This window comes from Thalassococcus sp. S3 (assembly GCF_004216475.1).
Classification (GTDB): domain Bacteria; phylum Pseudomonadota; class Alphaproteobacteria; order Rhodobacterales; family Rhodobacteraceae.
Genome location: NZ_CP022303.1, coordinates 892,611 through 908,806, shown reverse-complemented (window position 1 = coordinate 908,806; position 16,196 = coordinate 892,611). Strand labels below are relative to the sequence as shown.

Genomic DNA, 16,196 nt, shown 5'->3' with positions numbered 1-16,196 from the left:
AATTACACCTGCCGAATGGCGCAGTTGTTGATTGTCTATCATTCGATGACCGGGGGCAGCAGGCAAATGGCCGAAGCTGCGGCCTCTGCCGCGCGGCTGGAAATCATAACCAAGCTGATGTTGGCGGCAGAGGCCGGTCCTGCGGATCTCCTTGAGGCCGAGGGGTACATCTTTTGCGGTCCGGAAAACCTGGCCGCGATCGCTGGTGTGATGAAGGATTTCTTCGACCGGTGTTATTATCCGGTGCTTGGCAAGATCGAAGGCCGGCCATATGCGCAGATGGTCTGTGCCGGATCTGATGGTGAAAACGCAGCGCGCCAGATCGCCCGCATTGCACAGGGATGGCGCCTTCGCGAAGCGCAACAACCGTTGATCGTTTGTACGCATGCGCAAACACCAGAAGCGATCCTGGCCGAGAAAGTGATCCCGGAAGAGCAATTGTCTTTATGTCGAGACCTCGGGACCGCCATGGGTGCGGGCATCAGCATGGGGGTGTTTTAGGTGCCCCCCACGAGCAGCGGCTGGCGCGAGGGCGCACACGGTCGTTAGGATGTGAGGCTTCCCAAACCTGCCCCGCAATCGCACCCCGTCTTGTCAGCACCGAGGTTCAGGGGAATGTGCTTTGGCTGCAGGCGCCCATGAAAGATAGGCGACTTTGATTTTCAGAACGCGCGGGAAACGACACAGGCACATCCAAGGGCGTCGTTGCCCGCAGCGGGTGAGAACGAGGTTCCGATCTGGCGTGGATGGACGGATGATCCCCGAAAAGATCGACGAATGCGGGCTGCCTCAGCGATGTCTTGGATGATGGTCGTCCCGCAACGCGCATGTGCCTATGACATGAAAAAACTCTAGACGAACATCTTGCGATCAATATCCGCGCTCATCTGCATGAACTTTGAGAAGGCCAACGCAGCGGGCGGCAACTCGACATTGATAGCCCAGGCCAGTCCCACATCCATCGTCGGAATGGGCGTGGCGAGATCTTGCGCTTCGACGCGAAGCCCTTCGAGCGACCAGGGTCTGTAGACCATATCCGAGAGGATGGTGACGCCCATGCCGCTGGCCACAAGAGAGCGCACCGCCTCGACCGATGACGTACGCATCAACGTCTTGGGACGGGCGCCCGCCTGGTTCCAGTATCGCTGCGCCGTGTTCGATGCCTCGTCGACGGTCAGCATAATGTAAGGCTGCGTGGCCACGTCAGAGAGGGTGATCACGTCGCGTTCGAGGAATTCGTGACTGGTCGACAGCCACAGGCGCCTTGGCGACTTGATCAGGGTCTCATAGGCCAGCCCCTCCTGGTCCATGATGTTCGATGTCAGCAGGACGGCGATGTCGAACTGCCCCGATTGTAGACCGGATTCGATATCCATCCGGCTCGCTTCCACCGGCAGGATTTCGATACTGGGATAGTTGCGAGCAAAGCGTTCGAGATATTGCGGTATGAAATAGCCCGCCACGGTATAGGTCATCGCGACGCGCAGCTTGCCCGTCAACGTGCTCCGCAAGGCGCCGGGTGCATGCAGCGCCTCGTCGACAGTGGCAAAGATCCGGTGCGCATGCTGCAGAAAGATCGTCCCGTCATGGGTCAGCGACACGCCCCTCGCATGCCGTCGCAGCAGCGGACTGCCGATCAGATCTTCCAACTGGCGAATGGCGGTCGTGACCGCGCTTTGCGAGACATTGAGGTCACGAGCGGCTCTGGACACCTGTCCCGATGTTGCGGCCGCAACAAAGTATCTGATCTGTCTGAGCGAGGGCTCCATCTGAAAAACAGATTCCTGCTATTCATTTTTCTTATTCCTTTTGTGATACAGACGCTAAGTCGTGTCAATTCGGATCGCGCGCTGCTGGCTCAACAGATCCCCATTATTAAACAGTGGATTACCTTGCCAAGCCGACGGTTTGGCTTGCCGATCTGTGCGTTTCACAGCGGCAAAAAGGCATCGAAAAATCCAATATTGCTCCGTTTTTCTTTGAATTTGTCATAGGGCGCCAAGCTTACCACCCTTTTGAGCATTGAGGTGTGGCCCGGTGCGGCTGGCATTTCCAACGAAGGATTGGGGAGAAAAAGATGATGATCCGAACGACTTTGGCGGCGGGTGTGTCCGCCCTTACGCTATCGGCGGGAAGTGCGATGGCAGAGGATGCCTGGTATCCATACGCGGTCGAAAGCTGGGAGCCGGCCTTTGACATGTCGAGCCCGCGCACATCCGTGGACTACATGCCGCTTGAGAAGGCGAGCCAGCCTTGGGAGATCTGCGTCTCATTCCCGCACATGAAGGACGCTTACTGGCTGGGCGTGAACTACGGCGTCGCCTCCGAAGCCGAGCGTCTGGGCGTGAATATGCAGCTCGTTGAGGCGGGCGGCTACACCGAGCTGAACACTCAGATCAGCCAGATCGAGGATTGTGTCGCAGCCGGTGCTGATGCAGTTGTGATCGGGGCGATCTCTTTCGACGGTCTCAACAATCTTGTCGGCGAGATCCGCGGACAGGGCATTCCGGTGATCGACGTCATCAACGGCATGTCGTCGCCGGAACTCAGTGCGAAATCCCTTGTATCTTTTGGTGAAATGGGCGCGAAAGCAGGCGAATTCCTGGCTCAGGCGCATCCCGAAGGCGAGCCGGTGCAGGTCGCGTGGTTCCCCGGGCCGGCGGGCGCGGGCTGGGTCGAAGCAGGCAATTCCGGGTTTCTCGGTGCTGCCGAGGGCAGTGCTGTCGAGGTGGTCGATACCTTCTACGGCGACACCGGCAAGGAAGCACAGTCAAAGCTGGTGGAGGACGCGCTGGAGACCTACCCGGACCTTGCCTACATCGCCGGAACGGCCGTGACAGCCGAAGCGGCAGTGCCGATCCTGCGGGCGCGCGGGCTGACCGATCAGGTCAAGGTCGTCTCGTATTACTTCACGCCCGGCGTGGATCGGGGCATTTCGCGCGGTCAGATCCTGGCGGCTCCCACTGACTCCACCGTGATCCAGGGCCGCATCGCCATTGACCAGGCGGTGCGCATCCTCGAAGGCGAAGAGTATTTCCAGCACGTGGGCCCAGCGCTTTACGTGGTGACGACAGACAACCACGCGGATTTCGATCCCGCCTCAACCCTCGCGCCGAACGGTTTCAAGCCGGTCTTTCGGGTCGAGTAAGGCATATGACGGAACCGGCACCACGTCTCGCGACGCGGGGGTTGACCAAAGATTACCCCGGCGTGCGGGCGCTTGATGGCGTGGATTTCGATCTGCGCGCGGGCGAGGTTCATATCCTCTTTGGGGAGAACGGTGCCGGGAAATCCACCCTAATATCTATGTTGTCCGGCGCGAACACGCCAAGTGCCGGACAGATCGAGCGCGACGGCAAACCCGTCACGTTCCATTCGGTCCATGACGCACGGGCTCACGGAGTGTCAGCCGTATTTCAGGAGTTCTCGCTGATCCCGCAGATGACGGTGGAGGAGAACCTGTTTCTCGGGGCGGAGCATTGTCGCGGCCTGTTTCTCGATCGCGCCGATATGCGGCGAGAAGCGAAACGCATTATCGAAGAGCTCGCCTTCGACCTCCAACCGCAGCAGAAGGTCGAACATCTCAGCCGGGCCGAGCAACAGATGGTCGAGATCGCCAAGGCCTTTCGGTCGGATCTGTCTGTCCTGATCCTGGACGAGCCGACGGCGAGCCTGACCGATCACGAGACCGATCAGCTTTTCAAGATCATCGGGGATCTGACGGCAAGAGGGGTCGGGATCATCTACATCACCCACCGCATGTCCGAGATCCGCAGGATCGGCGACCGCATCACCGTTCTGCGGGACGGCAAATACATCGACACGATCAGCGTGGAAGAGGCGGACGAGGATCGTCTGGTCGAGTTGATGACCGGCCGGAACGTCGGCGCGATCTTTCCCGTGATCGACCACGCGCCCGGCGACGAGGAGATCCTGCGGCTGGATCAAGTGACCACGACAAACGGGCGCGTGCTCGACGTCTCGCTGAACGTGCGTCGCGGAGAGATCTTGGGGCTTGCCGGTCTCGTGGGTTCGGGAAAATCCGAAGCAACGCAGGCAGCCTTTGGCGCTGTTCAAATCGCGAGCGGTGAGGTCTTTTACAAAGGGGCGACCGTCACCGGGCAGTCGCCGGCGCAGGCGGTACGCTCGGGCTTTCTCTATCTGCCCGCGGATCGGCATGACGAAGGCCTGCTCATGGTGCGTCCTGTGCGGGAAAACATCTCCATCGCCGCGCTCGACGTGGCCCCGTTTCGCCGCGGCCCCTTCATGGACCGCGCGGGCGAGCGTCGGACCGTGAGCGATCTTGCCCAACGGCTGAACCTGTCGCCGAACCAGCCCGAACGCGCTGTCGATCACTTTTCCGGCGGGAACCAGCAGAAGGTGATGCTCGCACGCAGTCTCACCCGCCCGGTCGATTTGGTGATCTTCGATGAGCCGACCGTGGGCGTCGATGTCGGCACCCGGCAGGCGATCTATCAGTTCATTGTCGAGCTTTCCATGGAAGGGACAGCCATTGTGATCGTGTCTTCGGACCTGCCTGAAATCCTGAATCTGACCAGCCGCGCTTATGTCTTTTACCGGGGCCGCATCCAGGCCGAGCTGTGTGGGGACGCGCTGACCGAGGAAAACGTCCTCGCCAACTTCTTCGAAAAGGAAACCGCCTGATGGATGTGGGCACGTTTCTAAAAAAGGCCTTCGTGCGCCTTGGCATCCTGCCGTTTCTCCTGGTGATTGCGGTGGCCGTGTTTTCGCTGATGTCGGACAATTTCCTGACCGGCCGGAACCTAATGAACGTCCTACGGCAATCGGTCTATCTGATGATCGTCTCTCTTGGGCAGATGCTGGCGCTTTTGACGGGCGGGTTCGACCTGTCCGTCGGCACGATCCTTGCCCTGTCTTCGGTGGTCGGTGCACTCACCATGGCCAGCATATACGCGGCTATGCCGGATGCCATCCTCCTGGCCATCAGCCTTGGCTTTCTGGCAGGCGTTCTGGCCGGTTCGATGGTGGGCGTTGCCAACGCCATTGGTGTCGCTTTCTTCAACGTCTCACCGTTCATGATGTCGCTTGGCATGGCGTCCGTGGGCTTTGGCATCGCGCTCTACCTGACCGGCGGCGTTCCGGTCTACGGCATGCCGGTGGCGTTCGGCGACATATTCGGGTTCGGCACGATGCTGGGTGTGCCCACGCCTGTCTGGGTGGCCGCCTTGCTGATCGTCCTCCTTTGGGTTCTGCTCTACCGCACGCCTTACGGGCGCTATTTCTACGCCGTGGGTGGCAACGCCAAGGCCGCGCGGCTGTCGGGCATCAATGTTCGCGGAACGCTCTTTGCCACCTATGTTCTATGTGCGGCACTGGCCGCAACGGCCGGCATGCTTCTGACCGCACGTCTCGATACCGGAGAGGCCAATATCGGCGCGTCCATGCCGCTTGAAAGCATTGCGGCCTGCGTGATCGCGGGCGTCAGCCTGCGCGGCGGGATCGGACGGCTGGAGAATGTAGTGCTCGGCGCGCTCTTCATCGGTCTGGTTCAGAACGGTATGAACCTGGCCCGGATCGAAAGCTATCTGCAGACTGTGGTTTTGGGCACACTGCTGATCCTGGCCGTGATCGCCGATCAAATCCGGCTGCGCTATGTCGCGTCGCTCAAGGACTGAGGGAGAATTCGGAATGGCAGACCTGAACTGCGACATGGGCGAAAGCTTCGGCCTTTATCACATGGGCAACGACGCAGCGCTGATGCCCTATATCGACCAGGCCAACGTCGCCTGCGGGTTTCACGCAAGCGATCCGAACCACATGCGCAAGACGGTGGAACTGGCGGTCACGCATGACGTCAGGATCGGCGCGCATGTCTCCCTTCCCGATCTGCCCGGTTTCGGGCGGAGGGAGATGAAGATCGACGAAGAAGAAATGTTGAACATCGTCCTCTACCAGATCGGCGCGCTCAATGCGTTCTGTAAACAGGCAGGCACCACGCTTGCCCATATCAAGCCACACGGCGCGCTTTACGGCATGGCGGCGCGGCAGGACCACATCGCGCGCGCCATCGCAGCGGCTTCAAGGCTCTACGATCTGCCGGTGATGGGTCTCGCGGGCACCTTGCATGAAACCATCTACCAGGCCGAGGGCGCGGGGTTCATCGCAGAATTCTTCGCCGACCTTGATTACGATGACACGGGCAAGCTGATCATCACGCGCGCGCATGACGCAGTGGACCCTGCTGTGGCCGCCGAGCGCGTCCACCGGGCCGTCGCCGATGGCACGATGGAGACGGTGGGGGGCCAGTCCTTGCCGGTCCGGGCAGAGACCATCTGCATTCATTCCGACACACCCAATTCCGAAGACATCGCCAAGGCGGCCAGCGCCGCCCTTGCACAACTCAAAGCCGCCTGACAGCCGAGGACCCAACATATGGCACATGAGATCAAATCGCCGATCCCCGGAACCTTCTATCGCAAACCGTCCCCGGACGAGCCGCCCTATAAGGAGGTCGGCGACAGCGTGGCCAAGGGCGACACGATCGGCCTTGTGGAGGTGATGAAAACTTTCCACGAGGTCAAGGCCGATGGCGAGGGGACCGTCGCTTCATACGAAGTCGAAGACACTGACCCGGTCACCGCCGGACAGGTTCTGGTGAAGCTGGACTGATGGGCATCCACAAACTCCTGATCGCCAATCGAGGCGAGATCGCGGTGCGGGTGATCCGCGCGGCGCTGGATCTGGGTATTGCGACGGTGCAGGTGCATTCGGATGCCGATGCCGACATGCTGGCGGTTCGGATCGCGGATGAGGCGGTGAATATCGGCCCGGCTCAGGCCGCCAAATCCTATCTGAATACCGAAGCAATATTGAAAGCCGCCAAGGATACCGGCGCCGATGCAATTCACCCGGGTTACGGATTTCTGTCCGAAAACGGAGCATTCGCGCAAGCGGTCGAGGATGCGGGCATGATCTTCGTGGGGCCAAGCGGCGAGACGATCAAGCTGATGGGCGACAAAGCCGCCGCCCGCGCGCAAGCCGCCAAGGCGGGCGTGCCCACGGTTCCCGGAAGCGACGGTGTGATAACCGATATGGAGGAGGCGGCAGGGCTGGCCGTGCAGATCGGTTTTCCCGTGATGATCAAAGCGTCTGCCGGCGGCGGCGGGCGCGGCATCCGCATTGCCGAAGATGCCGAAAGCTTCCGCAAACTCGCCCCCCAAGCGTCCTCGGAGGCGAAAGCCGCCTTTGGCGACGGTGGCATCTATATCGAAAAGGTCATCGAGCGCGCGCGCCATATCGAAGTGCAGATCCTTGGCGACGGCACGGATGCGATCCATTGCTGGGAACGGGAATGTTCCCTTCAACGACGTCGCCAAAAGGTGTGGGAGGAAGCCCCCTCGACCGCGCTGGATGAAGAGACCCGGCAGACCATCTGCGCCTCCGCCGCCGACCTTGCGCGGTCCGTCGGCTATCGTGGCGCGGGCACTGTCGAATACCTCTACGACGATGAAACCGGCAAATTCTATTTCATCGAGATGAACACCCGCATTCAGGTGGAGCATCCCGTCACCGAGATGATCACCGGCCTCGACCTTGTGGCCGAGATGATCCGCATCGCAGGCGGTGAACCCCTTCGCCATAAACAAGGCGACATTGGCCGCACCGGCCATTCCATCGAGGTCCGCCTGAATGCCGAGGATCCGTCGAACGGCTTCATGCCGTTTCCCGGCACCGTCTCCGCGCTTGAGGTACCGACCGGTCCCGGCGTGCGCTTCGATCACATGCTCTATTACGGATACACCGTGCCGCCCTTTTACGACTCGCTTCTGGGCAAACTCATCGTTCATGGCGAAACCCGCGAGGCCGCATGTGCCCGCCTCGCCCGCGCTCTGGCAGAGCTGCGCATCGGCGGTCTGGCCACCACGGCCCCGCTATTTCAGGCGCTGCTGGACGCCGATGACGTCAAGCAAAACCGCGTCCACACCAAGTGGCTGGAGCCCTGGCTCGAGACACATGGCGACACCATCGCAAGGAAAATGCAGACGGAGGGAGACACAGCCGCATGACATGCCGATATACATTTGGCGGGGACGAGCACATTTTCGTCGAGGTCGACGACGCCATGTCGCTTGAGGCGTTCTTTGTCTCGCTCGCCATCACCAATGCCGTCCGGGACGCCAATATCGACGGTGTGACCGAGATCTGCCCGGCCAATGCCTCCTTCCAGATCAAGTTCGATCCTGATGTGATCCATCCCGACAAGCTACTGGGATTGCTCAAGGAAATGGAGCGCGACGCAGAGCAGGCGGATGCGACGCTGAACACCCGCATCATCGAGATCCCGGTTTTCTATCAGGATCCCTGGACCCACGAGACGCTGATGCGCTTTCGCGAGCGGCATCAGGATCCCGACGCGACCGACATCGAATACGCGGCAGAGATCAATGGTTTCGAGGACGTTCAGGCCTTTATCGAGGCGCATTCCGGCGCGCCGTGGTTCGTCAGCATGGTCGGTTTCGTCTCGGGCCTGCCCTTCCTTTACCAGATGGTCGACCGCCCCCGTCAGATCGAGGTGCCTAAGTACCTGCGTCCCCGCACGGATACGCCGAAACTGACCGTCGGGTACGGTGGCTGCTTCAGTTGCATCTACTCGGTGCGGGGGGCTGGCGGCTACCAGATGTTCGGCATCACCCCGATGCCGATCTTCGATCCTCAGCAAAAGGTCAGCTACCTCAAGGATTTCATGGTTTTCTTCAAGCCCGGCGATATCGTGAAATGGAAGCCGATCGACCGGGAGGCCTATGACGCGGCAGTCGAGGATGTGCAGGCGGGTCGTTTTGAGCCCCGGATCCGCGATGTCGTCTTCGATCTGGAGAAATACAACGCCGATATCGACGGCACCAACGCCAAACTGATGGAGGCCCTCTATGCCGGTTAACATCATCTCATCGGGCATTCTGACGACGATCCAGGATCTGGGACGGCCCGGCTTTTACCACCTTGGCATTCCGATGGGCGGGGCCATGGACCGTCTGGCCATGCGGGCCGCCAACCTGCTGGTCGGCAACCCCGAGGAGGCCGCAGGGCTGGAAGCGGTGTTCATGGGTCCGGAGCTTGAATTCACCGAAAACGCCACGGTCGCCGTCTGCGGTGCGGATCTTCCGCCCAAGGTGAACGGCGAGGAACAGCCGGGATGGACCGCCTTCGACGTGAAGCCCGGCGATGTGCTCTCCTTCGACTTTCTGCGGTCGGGAGCGCGGGGCTACATCGCGATCTCTGGCGGGATCGCGACACAACCGATGCTCGGCAGCCGCTCGACCTATGCGATCGGGGCGCTTGGCGGCTACGAAGGCCGTGCCGTGCAGCCGGGCGACACGCTTCCCCTTGGCCCCGAAAAGGCATCGGGGCGCGCGGGAAAGTCGGTCCCCGAGAGCCTGCGCCGTGGCCCGGGCAATGCGGCCGAACTGCGGATGCTGCCGGGATTGTACTGGCACAGGATCACCGAGGCGGCGCAAAAGGGGTTTTTCGAGGATACCTGGAAAGTCGCGAACGAGGCGGATCGCATGGGCTACCGTTTTCAGGGCGGGCGGGTGATGGAATTCGTGGACCGTGAGCAGCCCTTCGGTGCGGGCTCTGACCCTTCTAACATCACCGATGCGTGCTATCCCTACGGCTCGGTTCAGGTTCCCAGCGGCACAGAGCCCATCATCCTGCACCGCGACGCGGTGTCAGGGGGCGGATACTTCATGATCGGCACCATTATCTCGGCTGACATGGACCTGATCGGGCAGCTTCAGCCCAACACCGAAACGCGCTTTGTGCAGGTGGATATGGAAGAGGCCCTCGCCGCCAGACGCGACCGCAAAGCCACGATCGCTGCCATTCGTGAGGCAGTAGGCTGAATCTCGGGGACCTTTGGGCAATAGGTGCAGCCAATCAGGCTTCACCGGGAAACCAGATGGGGCTTGCTCAGAGCATCCCAAGCGCGGCAGGTCGCGCCGAAACACGCGTAGTCATGACCAACCTGAGAGGCTTGAGGATGAACGATCCCACTGGTTTGGATAGTTCCGCGCGCTTGGCGGACGCTTTTGTCTGCCGCAGGACCCGCCCCTATCGCCGTGGCTCAATAGTCATGCACGCGCGTGTTTTTGAGCATCTTCTTGAGCGTCCCAAGAAAAGCCTGACGCTCGTCATCTCCGATGCCCGCGAACATGGCTTCGTAGGAGTCCAGCATGTCGGGCCAGACCTCTTCAAAGGCACGGCGCCCGTCGGGCGTAATGCTGATCCGGATCGCGCGAGAATCCTCCCGGTCCATGGATCGGACGATGAGCCCATCCGCCTCCAGCGCATCAAGGGCGCGGCTAAGCGTTGACTTCTCGATGATGGAATAGACAGCCAATTCTCCGACCAGCGGGGCGTCGATGACCGAAAGCACCGCCAATGCCCGCATTTTCGCGGTGGTCAGACCCATGGATCTGATGCGCCCGCGTAACCGGGCGTTATAGCGCGCCATGATCCGGTTCATCATGTACGTCGCAAAGTTTTCGAGGCCGATTTCTCCGAGAGACTTATACCGACCTTTCGCGTCGTGTGCGGTCACGCGCCCAACCTCTTGGCCAGATTGTAACCCGATCCGCCACCCAGTCCCGGACCCGGATGCGTCGACGCGCCGATGTGGTGAAGGTTTCTAATCACCGTGTCATTGTTCCTTTGACCAGGAAAGGGCCGCCAGACAAAGAACTGATCCAGCGTGCAAGCACCGCCATATGGATCGCCACCGACAAGGTTGATGTTCATGTCTGCAATATCGGCCGGAGAATAGGCCCGACGCTTTAGCCTGATTTCTGACCAATTGGCAATATGACCTTCCAGGATCGCTTCGACCCGATCTGCAAACGCCTCTCTTAGATCTGCAGTCCAATGGGCTGTCGTTTGAATTTCGTCCGCGGCATCCCCCTTGATCACGCAGGGGGCGTCGGGGATTTGCAGCCAAAGGATCGCTTTGCCTTCGGGACAGCGGGATGGGTCCAGACGATGTGGCTGTCCTACGCAGATTGTCGGCGTTTCCGGCAGCAGGCCCCGCTCTGCCTCGTTGCTGGACTTCGACACAGAATCGATGCCGTCCGACAGATGGATCAATGCAACATCATCCAGACCTTCGGCCTTCCATTGGATCGGGCCGTCCAAGGCAAAGTGAAGCTGGAAATTCCCACGACCGTGGCGGAATGCCTTGCGACGTGTCGGAGCCTCAGCCTCGCCAAGAAGCCCGTCGTAAAGCTGTCCAGGGGCTGTGCTTGCGATAACATTCCGTGCCCTAAATGTTTCGCCATCCGAGGTTTTGACCCCGATGGCAGAGCCGTTCTCGATCAGGATCCTTTGCGCTTCGACGCCTGTGCGCACCTCCCCCCCGTTGGCTTCGATTAGGGATCGGAACGCCTGCGCCGCCTGCCCCGCACCGCCTTTGACGACGGGCGCGCCCGCAGCCTCCAGTGCAAAGGCGATGACCTTGCCCATTTGGCCGCTGTAGCTGGTTTCCGGGGTAAGACCTGTATGCAACACCCACGGGGCCCAAAGCGCTTGGACATCCTCGCTGGTATAGCTGCCTTCCAGCCACCCCCGCGCAGGTTCCAGGGCTTCCCCAAACCAGGCTTTCAGCGGACCCAGACCGGTTTTCCAGGCCCGCTTTGCCAACAGCCAGGCCATCTTGCGCGACCAAAGCGGCTGACCCAACAGGGAGAAGAGAAACTCCGCATCCTGTTCGATCTCTCCAACATCCGCGGCGTGCTGTTCGCCATCGCCTGCCGACCGTTCGTTGAAGCGGGCGACATTGGCCGCCCGATCCATCTCAAGCCGCAGGGCATTGCCATTGGGGCGCAAAACAGCGGTCGGGTGCTGTGTGTGGCAGTATTCGAACCCATGTTTGGCGAGGTCTTCGCCCAGTTCGGCCTGTGCAGGACCTGTCATGAACAGCACGAAAGTTGCCGCCATCACATCGTGATGAAACCCGGGCAAGGTGACGTCGTCGGCTGTGTACATACACCCGCCGATGCGATCTTCACGTTCGATCACAAGGACTGTGTCGCCCTTTTTGGACAACATAGATGCGGCCACCAGCGCATTGATGCCAGAGCCGATGATCAAATGATCATAAGACGCCATGATGATCAGGCTTTTGGAACCAACGCCAAAGCGCGGATTGGGCTCCCCGTGCCATTCTTGATTTTCAGCGGAGCCGCGATCAGGATCGCGCCCTTGGCCGGCAGCTTGTCCAGATTGGCCAAGGATGCCAATCCGAAACAATTATCGCGGTGCAGCAGGTTATGCGCGGGGAATGGCGGCTCCATCCCACCGGCCTGCCCGGCATCTGTGCCAATACATTGCGTCCCCCATCCCACGATTTTCTTGCTCAGCAGATACTCGATGCAATCCGGCGTCGGGCCGGGAGAATGGGGCCCGCTTTCATCCGCGTTTAAAAACTTGGCTTCGTCGTGAACGCGTTTGTCCCAATCGGTGCGCATGACGACCCATTCGCCTTTACCGATCTCTCCGTGCTCGGCTTCCCAGGCCTTGACGCCTTCCGCTGTCAGTAGGAAATCCTCGTCATTGGCTGATTGGGCGGAACAGTCGATCACATTGACAGGCGCGATCAGCCTTTGAACCTCAAGGCTGTCGGTATAGCCGTCTTCATAGTCTTTGCCGGTAATCCAATGGTGGGGCGCATCAAAATGCGTGCCCGAATGTTCCCCCAAAACCATCCAGTTCCAGGCAAAGAACGGGCCATCATTGTCGTATTCCGAGATCTTGTGGATCTCCACCTTGGGCGTGTTCTTCGCAAAGTCGGGGGGTAGTTGAAGGATTGGCGTATCCGGGCCCAGCACGCCGGAGCAGTCCACAACCTCTACGCCACCAGAAGCCAGCATTCCGCCAAGATGTGTCACGACGTCTGAAGAATTCATCTCTTTCTCCCCAATTGGTCAAAGCAGCGTGCGATTGGCCACTTTTATTGACGAAACGCTAGACAAGAATACTTGTATTTGCAATTAATTTTGAAAATCGTCTTAGAAAGTTATCCTGTTAATGCCAGATGCAGTCATCATCGGTGCAGGCCACAACTCTCTTGCCTGCGCATGTCACCTGGCCGCGCGCGGATGGAGCGTTGAGGTTTTTGAGCAGGCGTCAGAACCGGGTGGGGCGGTCAAAACCGGTGCCTACACAGTGCCCGGGTTTCGCCATGACTGGGCCGCAATGAACCTTTCCTTGTTTGCGGGTTCGCGGTTTTACAACGAGAATGCGGCAGAACTGGCGAAACATGGGTTGGCGTTCGTGCCCACATCTCATCCCTTTGCATCCCTCTTTCCGGACGGTCGGTGGTTTGGTGTCTCGGCAGATGCCGCGCTGACAACTGCGCGTATCCGGGGATTTTCTGATGCGGATGCAGAGGCCTGGAAAGCGCTCACCGATAGTTTTTCCACCCAGGCCGACCGCATCTTACCGGTTCTGGGCACACCGATGACATTAGGTGCAATCGCAACTTTATCCTGGACGCTGTGGCGCAAGAACGGGAGTGGCGAATGCCTGGATCTTGCGAAATTCATGACCATGTCGCCCAGGGACTGGCTGGATCAGACGTTTGAAAGCGAGCATGTGAAAGCCGCGTTGGCCGTCTGGGGAATGCACCTGGATTTTGCGCCTGACGTGGCGGGCGGCGCGGTCTTTCCCTACCTTGAGGCAATGGCAGGACAAGCCTTTGGCATGGTGTTGGGTGCAGGTGGCGCCGACACGATGATCAAAGCCATGGTCGGCATGATAGAGGCGCGTGGCGGCAAAGTGCGTTGCGATGCAAAAGTGGCACGCATCGTTCACACATCAGGACAGGCATCCGGGATCGAGCTTGCGGATGGACGTCAGGTGAACGCGGCCAAAGCCGTCATCGCGAATGTCGCGCCCGGCGCGTTGCGAAAGCTGGCCGGTGAGACCGGGCATGAGCGTTACGACCGGGAGATGGCACAGTTCCAGCATGCCCCCGGAACCATGATGATCCATCTTGCGCTGGACGCCCTGCCGAATTGGCGCGCGGCTGAGCTGAAGAAATTCGCCTACGTCCATCTGGCTCCCTCCTTGGAACAGATGGCGCGGACCTACGCGCAGGCGAAAGCGGGCAAGTTGCCGGACGAGCCGGTGATCGTGTGCGGGCAGCCCACCGTGGTCGATCCGTCGCGAGCGCCGGCAGGTAAGCACGTGTTGTGGCTTCAGGTGCGGATGGTGCCGGGTCAGATCAAGGGGGATGCCAAAGGGGAGATCGATGCGCTGACCTGGGCAGACGCGGCAGAGCCGTTTGCCAACCGCGTCCTTGATATCGTCGAACGCTATGCGCCCGGTTTGCGCGACAGTATCCTGGGCCAACACGTTGTCACACCCGATATGTTGGAAGCGGACAACCCCAACCTGGTCGGCGGCGATCAGGTCTGCGGCAGCCATCATTTACACCAGCACTTTTTGAACCGCCCCGTTCGGGGGTTTGCCGATGGCCGGACGGCGATCAGGAACCTCTATCACACCGGCGCTGCCGTGTGGCCCGGGGGCGGGACGGGCGCGGGGCCGGGAACGCTGCTCGCTCAAAAACTGGCCGGAAAATAAACTTAACAGGGGAGACTGCCATGAAATTATCAAGACGAGGGATGTTGCGATCCACGGGGGCCGCGATCACGCTGGCGACATTCGGAACACCGACTTTTGCTGCCATAGACGAACTGGTGATTGCCTATAACGTCACCTTGCCCAGCTGGAACCCGACGGTGGGGCTTTCGGCGGTCAATCCAACGTTGCAAGGGTATTACCAATCCGTATTTGACAACTTCATTCCGCAAAATCCTGACCTGACCTTCGGCTCGGGCATCATCACCGACTACGGTTGGAACGAGGACAATTCGGCAATCTGGATGGATGTGCGGGAGGGGGTCACCTGGCACAATGGCGATCCGCTGACCGCCGAAGACATCGCTTGGTCGCTGGCTCGGGTTGCTGACCCGGACACGGGTTCTCCGATCCAGTTCATCTGGGGCAAGATCACCAATATCCAGCATGACGGCAATCGCGTCACCGCGGATATGCCCGAGTTTGAGCCGACATTCTTCAAGTGGATGTCATTCCTGACCGGCTATGTCCTGCCCAAGAAATATTATGAAGAGGTTGGCGCCGAAGGGTTCGAGGCCGCCCCGATTGGGTCCGGTCCGTACATGGTCGAGAAATTCGAGCGGAACGCTTTTGTCCGCCTGAAAGCGAACCAGAATTACTGGGGCGGTGCGCCTGAGTTTAAGACGGTTACGATCAAATTCGTCACCGACGCCGCCTCCCGCGTTGCTGAAGTGGAATCCGGCAATTCTCACGTGACTTTGGAGGTGCCCTACGAGGAATTTGATCGCCTGAAAGCGAAAGACGGGATCGAGGGCACAGCCTCCCCCATCTCGGATATCGGGATGATCTTCCTGAACGACATCGACGTCATGACCGACCCGAATGTGCGTAAGGCCGCGGCGCATGCGATCGACAAACAGACGATCATCGACCGTCTGCTCTCAGGCTACGGCATTGCCATCGACACGCTTCAAACGCCGGACTATGTCGCCTTCGATCCCAGTATCGAGGTTCCGTACGATCCGGAGTTGGCCAAATCTTTGCTGGCCGAAAGTGGCTACGGGCCCGACAACCCGGTCAAATTCAAGATCCAGTCCACGCGCGGGTTCAAACCCAAGGATTTTGAAATGATCCAGGCGATTGTCGGCCTTTGGCGCCGCGTTGGCATCGAGGCCGAGATCGAGGTCTATGAGATCGCCAAACACTTCGAGTTGCGCGCGGCCGACCAACTGGCACCCGCTGCCTTCTATAACTGGGGCAATTCCGTTGGCGACCCCTCCACGTCAACCGGGTTTGCGATGTTCGGACCGTCGCCACATTCGGTTTGGGATGGCGAGGACACGTTCAACAAGATCCTGCCGCTTTGGGCCGAGGCTGATGAGTCAAAGCGGATCGAGGGCTGGAAGGCCGTCGACCGCCACATCGCGGAAAATGCCGAGGTGATCCCGCTGCTGCAATATGTGCAGCCGATCCTGCATGCGACGGGCGTGAGGGTGACGCCGCATCGTTCCGGTGCGTTACTGCCACATCTGATGACGCGCGCCTAGAACAGGCGAACAGGCGGGGTGCCCGCGAGTGCC

General features: G+C 60.0%; 16 protein-coding genes. 12 read left to right on the top strand and 4 right to left on the bottom strand.

Annotated elements, in window-relative coordinates:
* Window positions 1-15 precede the first annotated feature (15 nt).
* Window positions 16-501, top strand: a complete 486-nt coding sequence (locus tag CFI11_RS04740) for a flavodoxin family protein (RefSeq protein ID WP_130403556.1) — start codon at window positions 16-18, stop codon at window positions 499-501.
* A gap of 350 nt (window positions 502-851) precedes the next feature.
* On the opposite strand, the gene CFI11_RS04735 is transcribed toward CFI11_RS04740, so the two are convergent.
* Window positions 852-1,769, bottom strand: a complete 918-nt coding sequence (locus CFI11_RS04735) for a LysR family transcriptional regulator (RefSeq protein WP_130403554.1) — start codon at window positions 1,767-1,769, stop codon at window positions 852-854.
* A gap of 113 nt (window positions 1,770-1,882) precedes the next feature.
* Between CFI11_RS04735 and CFI11_RS24250 the strand changes: the two genes are divergently transcribed.
* From CFI11_RS24250 to CFI11_RS04695, 9 genes are read left to right on the top strand one after another with little or no spacing between them, the layout of a single operon-like run.
* Window positions 1,883-2,026, top strand: a complete 144-nt coding sequence (locus CFI11_RS24250; RefSeq protein WP_165390184.1) for a hypothetical protein — start codon at window positions 1,883-1,885, stop codon at window positions 2,024-2,026.
* 54 nt (window positions 2,027-2,080) lie between these two features.
* Complete coding sequence (torT, locus tag CFI11_RS04730; protein WP_174843525.1) at window positions 2,081-3,148, top strand: TMAO reductase system periplasmic protein TorT; 1,068 nt, start codon at window positions 2,081-2,083, stop codon at window positions 3,146-3,148.
* Between the two features lie 41 nt (window positions 3,149-3,189).
* The gene (locus tag CFI11_RS04725) at window positions 3,190-4,665 is read left to right on the top strand and encodes a sugar ABC transporter ATP-binding protein (RefSeq protein WP_254449023.1); all 1,476 of its coding nucleotides are present in this window, start codon (window positions 3,190-3,192) and stop codon (window positions 4,663-4,665) included.
* Window positions 4,665-5,657 carry an ABC transporter permease gene (locus CFI11_RS04720; RefSeq protein WP_130403548.1) on the top strand — a complete coding sequence of 331 codons (993 nt, stop codon included), beginning with the start codon at window positions 4,665-4,667 and terminating at the stop codon, window positions 5,655-5,657. Before CFI11_RS04725 ends, CFI11_RS04720 begins: the two co-directional genes overlap by 1 nt.
* 13 nt (window positions 5,658-5,670) lie before the next feature.
* Window positions 5,671-6,396 (top strand): 5-oxoprolinase subunit PxpA, encoded by a 726-nt coding sequence (gene pxpA / locus CFI11_RS04715; protein ID WP_130403546.1) that lies wholly within the window; start codon window positions 5,671-5,673, stop codon window positions 6,394-6,396.
* Window positions 6,397-6,414: 18 nt separating this feature from the next.
* A complete protein-coding gene (locus CFI11_RS04710; protein WP_130403544.1) occupies window positions 6,415-6,651 on the top strand; it encodes an acetyl-CoA carboxylase in 237 nt (78 codons plus the stop codon).
* Complete coding sequence (locus tag CFI11_RS04705; RefSeq protein WP_130403542.1) at window positions 6,651-8,048, top strand: acetyl-CoA carboxylase biotin carboxylase subunit; 1,398 nt, start codon at window positions 6,651-6,653, stop codon at window positions 8,046-8,048. Before CFI11_RS04710 ends, CFI11_RS04705 begins: the two co-directional genes overlap by 1 nt.
* Complete coding sequence (locus CFI11_RS04700; protein WP_130403540.1) at window positions 8,045-8,920, top strand: allophanate hydrolase subunit 1; 876 nt, start codon at window positions 8,045-8,047, stop codon at window positions 8,918-8,920. Before CFI11_RS04705 ends, CFI11_RS04700 begins: the two co-directional genes overlap by 4 nt.
* Window positions 8,910-9,884, top strand: coding sequence for a biotin-dependent carboxyltransferase family protein (locus CFI11_RS04695; protein WP_130403538.1), 975 nt, complete (start codon window positions 8,910-8,912; stop codon window positions 9,882-9,884). The genes CFI11_RS04700 and CFI11_RS04695 overlap by 11 nt, the downstream gene beginning before the upstream one ends.
* Before the next feature lie 221 nt (window positions 9,885-10,105).
* Here the strand turns inward: CFI11_RS04695 and CFI11_RS04690 are convergent, their stop codons facing one another.
* The 3 genes from CFI11_RS04690 to CFI11_RS04680 are packed head-to-tail and all read right to left on the bottom strand — an operon-like array spanning window position 10,106 to window position 12,938.
* Window positions 10,106-10,582, bottom strand: a complete 477-nt coding sequence (locus CFI11_RS04690; RefSeq protein WP_254449022.1) for a MarR family winged helix-turn-helix transcriptional regulator — start codon at window positions 10,580-10,582, stop codon at window positions 10,106-10,108.
* A complete protein-coding gene (locus tag CFI11_RS04685) occupies window positions 10,579-12,141 on the bottom strand; it encodes an NAD(P)/FAD-dependent oxidoreductase (protein WP_130403536.1) in 1,563 nt (520 codons plus the stop codon). The genes CFI11_RS04690 and CFI11_RS04685 overlap by 4 nt, the downstream gene beginning before the upstream one ends.
* Window positions 12,142-12,146: 5 nt before the next feature.
* A complete protein-coding gene (locus CFI11_RS04680) occupies window positions 12,147-12,938 on the bottom strand; it encodes a cyclase family protein (protein ID WP_130403534.1) in 792 nt (263 codons plus the stop codon).
* Window positions 12,939-13,059: 121 nt separating this feature from the next.
* Between CFI11_RS04680 and CFI11_RS04675 the strand changes: the two genes are divergently transcribed.
* A complete protein-coding gene (locus CFI11_RS04675) occupies window positions 13,060-14,619 on the top strand; it encodes an NAD(P)/FAD-dependent oxidoreductase (protein ID WP_130403532.1) in 1,560 nt (519 codons plus the stop codon).
* A 20-nt stretch (window positions 14,620-14,639) separates the two neighbouring features.
* Entirely contained in the window at window positions 14,640-16,163 is a 1,524-nt protein-coding gene (locus CFI11_RS04670; protein WP_130403530.1) for an ABC transporter substrate-binding protein, read from the top strand.
* The last annotated feature ends 33 nt before the right edge of the window (window positions 16,164-16,196 follow it).

Coding starts and splice junctions, on each gene's coding strand:
- CFI11_RS04740 (WP_130403556.1), top strand. CDS start 16: ATGGCGCAGTTGTTGATTGTCTATCATTCGATGACCGGGGGCAGCAGG.
- CFI11_RS04735 (WP_130403554.1), bottom strand. CDS start 1,769: ATGGAGCCCTCGCTCAGACAGATCAGATACTTTGTTGCGGCCGCAACA.
- torT (WP_174843525.1), top strand. CDS start 2,081: ATGATCCGAACGACTTTGGCGGCGGGTGTGTCCGCCCTTACGCTATCG.
- CFI11_RS04720 (WP_130403548.1), top strand. CDS start 4,665: ATGGATGTGGGCACGTTTCTAAAAAAGGCCTTCGTGCGCCTTGGCATC.
- pxpA (WP_130403546.1), top strand. CDS start 5,671: ATGGCAGACCTGAACTGCGACATGGGCGAAAGCTTCGGCCTTTATCAC.
- CFI11_RS04710 (WP_130403544.1), top strand. CDS start 6,415: ATGGCACATGAGATCAAATCGCCGATCCCCGGAACCTTCTATCGCAAA.
- CFI11_RS04705 (WP_130403542.1), top strand. CDS start 6,651: ATGGGCATCCACAAACTCCTGATCGCCAATCGAGGCGAGATCGCGGTG.
- CFI11_RS04700 (WP_130403540.1), top strand. CDS start 8,045: ATGACATGCCGATATACATTTGGCGGGGACGAGCACATTTTCGTCGAG.
- CFI11_RS04695 (WP_130403538.1), top strand. CDS start 8,910: ATGCCGGTTAACATCATCTCATCGGGCATTCTGACGACGATCCAGGAT.
- CFI11_RS04685 (WP_130403536.1), bottom strand. CDS start 12,141: ATGGCGTCTTATGATCATTTGATCATCGGCTCTGGCATCAATGCGCTG.
- CFI11_RS04680 (WP_130403534.1), bottom strand. CDS start 12,938: ATGAATTCTTCAGACGTCGTGACACATCTTGGCGGAATGCTGGCTTCT.
- CFI11_RS04675 (WP_130403532.1), top strand. CDS start 13,060: ATGCCAGATGCAGTCATCATCGGTGCAGGCCACAACTCTCTTGCCTGC.
- CFI11_RS04670 (WP_130403530.1), top strand. CDS start 14,640: ATGAAATTATCAAGACGAGGGATGTTGCGATCCACGGGGGCCGCGATC.